This is a genomic window from Phormidium pseudopriestleyi FRX01, assembly GCF_017313335.1.
GTDB lineage: Bacteria > Cyanobacteriota > Cyanobacteriia > Cyanobacteriales > Laspinemataceae > Laspinema > Laspinema pseudopriestleyi.
This window is the reverse complement of record NZ_JAFLQW010000362.1, coordinates 1-2,780: the sequence shown is the minus strand read 5'-3', so window position 1 is coordinate 2,780 and position 2,780 is coordinate 1. Positions and strand designations below refer to the sequence as shown.

General features: G+C 43.7%; 4 protein-coding genes. All 4 read right to left on the bottom strand.

Annotated features, from left to right (window positions below; genetic code table 11):
* Positions 1-1,367, bottom strand: a 1,367-nt coding sequence (locus J0895_RS13610) for a putative Ig domain-containing protein (RefSeq protein ID WP_207088625.1), incomplete at its 3' end; no start/stop codon positions are given.
* 369 nt (positions 1,368-1,736) lie between these two features.
* On the bottom strand, positions 1,737-2,129 hold the full coding sequence (locus J0895_RS13605) for a hypothetical protein (RefSeq protein ID WP_207088624.1): 393 nt from the start codon (positions 2,127-2,129) through the stop codon (positions 1,737-1,739).
* Positions 2,108-2,485, bottom strand: coding sequence for a HEPN domain-containing protein (locus J0895_RS13600; RefSeq protein WP_242541284.1), 378 nt, complete (start codon positions 2,483-2,485; stop codon positions 2,108-2,110). Before J0895_RS13600 ends, J0895_RS13605 begins: the two co-directional genes overlap by 22 nt.
* 132 nt (positions 2,486-2,617) lie before the next feature.
* On the bottom strand, positions 2,618-2,773 hold the full coding sequence (locus J0895_RS26975) for a dual OB domain-containing protein (RefSeq protein ID WP_422894334.1): 156 nt from the start codon (positions 2,771-2,773) through the stop codon (positions 2,618-2,620).
* Between the last annotated feature and the right edge of the window lie 7 nt (positions 2,774-2,780).

The window sequence follows — 2,780 nt, the reverse complement described above, 5'->3', positions numbered from 1 at the left end:
GGAGGATTAGTTTCCGAGGGAGGATTGTTAGCTTCCGATTCTGGAGAGTTTTCTACTTCAAATTCTGGATTTGGTGTTACTGCACTGACTGCTAGAGTCAAAATATCACTAACGTAGAGACTCCCATCGGATGCGGTGACTTTAATATTGATACTGCCGAGATGATTCTCCAGAGGAGTTCCGCTGAAAGTGCGAGTTGTGGCATTAAAGATTAACCAAGGGGGTAACTCGCTGCCATCTTCTAAGGTGGCAGAATGACTGAGGGGATTGCCATCGGGGTCGTTGAAGGTATCTGCCGGAATGGTAAAGTTAAATAGAGTGGATACCGTGGCGGTTAAATCGGCGATCGCATTCACAACCACCGGAGGATTATTTGCGCTATCGTTATCGGTGATATTCGCCGTGACTGCATTGATGGTAATTCCATCGTAATTCGGATCCGTAGATGTAGCTGTATGAGTAATCGTTCCGATATGGTTTCCTTCTACCATATTATCATCAACAGCCACAATTTCCACGGTTTGAGGCTCATCCCAATTCTCAGGAGTAAATATCAGGAAATCAACCCCGGTTGTTGTTTGATTATCGGGATTAATCGTAATCGTTACTTCTGCAGTGGGTGGGTTTGTTAAAACTACGGTATAGGTATCTATTGTCCCCCCTTCTGTCACCGTCGTGATGCCATCAGACTCGGCGATTATTGCACTATACCAAACCAAACTAAAATTATCAATGGCCAATCCGTGGTCATTTCCCAAGTCGTTGAGGTGTATCCACCGAATCCAAAGCGTTTGATTATTGTCCCACGTTAAATTATGGATGGTCTCCCCCAGATTGGCAAGCAAACCCTCCGTATTTCCATTGATTTCATCTGCTGTTTCCAGAGCAAAAGGGGAAGTGAAATCAAAATTTCCCTCCGGGTTAGTCCAAGTTGTAACCGTATCAAATGTTGCTCCCACTCCATACTCTAACACCATTGTTTGCAGCGTTGTATTTGCCCCACTTCGCCATTGTTCCCCATCAAAATTTAGGGTGATACTATTGATGGGTAAACCTGTGGTATTCGTTGCAGCAAAAGCAATCCATCCTGCTATGGTTCCAGTAGGTGGATTGCCAAAATAAGCACCCCCTGAACCCAGTCCTCCTAAAGCGCGATCGGAGTCATCGGTTAATCCATAACTATAAAAACTGCCTTTATTACTTACTCCATGATTTGCGTCATAAGTCAACACTTCGATTCCCGGTTCCGGTTGACGAAACAGATACCATCCTGGTAAGGTAGAATGATTCGTCCAGGGATGATTTGTTCCATTTGTGGGTAGAGAATCGAAATCTTGAAAGTAAGCACCCTGAAATGCGATCGCCATGACAATTCCTCCGAGTTACTCCTGAGATTAACAAGTATTGACGGGTTACCTAACTGAAATAAAAATTAGCCAATAGAGGCGGAGCAAGTTTGACGGTGCTTTTGACCGCTCTTCTCCGCTTAACTGGATCCAGTCTGGTAACCAATTTACGAGAAAATCCGCACTCTGCCTATTCTAATCGCTCAAGGGAAATTGCACAAACCTGTCCCCAAATATTGCAGATAGGGAACCGTAGAAAAATATTTCACCAGGGGTAACCCGGAGAATTTGCTCAATCGCGGGATAAATCCGTAGCGCTAACGGAGCAAATTCCCAGCTACCCTTGTTCCATGACCTCTCAGAGGTCCTCCAGGAAACCTGCCCTATTGCTCAAGCAATTTGATAAATATAAGCATCGTCAACCCACATCCGGTTAGACAACAGATTGTTAGTCATTCTTCTCCCGGATAAGTTAAAATCTCCCTCTTTTTGCAACTGACGTAACGCTTTAATTAATTCATGGTTAGGGCTTACAGCTACCAGCCCAGTCCAATCTATTTTTAATTCGGGTTCTACCTGGGGAAATACTGTCATGATTTCCTTATAGGTGTGTAGGGTTCCTTTTTGATCACATAGGGGAGAAGTGAGCATAAGCTGCCAGCTTTCTCTTTCTGAAGAATAGATCCAAAGCGCTGAATCGACCGATAGACCGGCTGCATTCAGGGCATCAATGAGTCTTTTTCCTTCTTCTATCTCTTGATTTACCAATGTTGCTGTAGCCATTGTAAAACTCCGTGATTAGTGTCTGTAATTGACTGGTAAATCTCGATGGATTTTTGTCGGCTATGTTTTTGGTAACGACTTTCTTCGTTCCACTCTTTCACCCTTAACCATCGAGAATAAAAATCTGGATTATTACGTTCCACCTTGAATTCATTCTCAAGTTTAGCAACTTTTACTAGCTTTTCCAAGTCGTGGGTGTAACTGTCAAGAACAGTTTTTTTGTCAGGAAAATCAGACTTTCGCGTTTGTCGGGCAATGCAAGCCTTTAACGCACATTCCACAACATAACCGATCAGATAATACGCGCCAGAGTATTGACCATTGTTGAGCAGCACTTCTACTTCTTTCAGCCGCATGAGTGCGATGGTTTTAAAATCCTGCCTATTCAAAAATTTAGCGGACCTCCAGAAAACTCGTTTTCTCCATTTTACTACAGATTTTGCCGTTGAAGCAGGGGGTAGGAACTCCGGTTGTTTTTGGAAATTCCCTTACAGTTCAATGACACCGGCGATTAATTTCCAACAGAGAGGTTCACCTTCCCCGTCTGAAGGTGCCCAAGGGATACTGAGACTGACGGTTACTAGGCAATTATGGGAGGGTTGATGCCCAGAATCTAATTTTTTGACGAATACTGGATCGGTAATCTTGGCT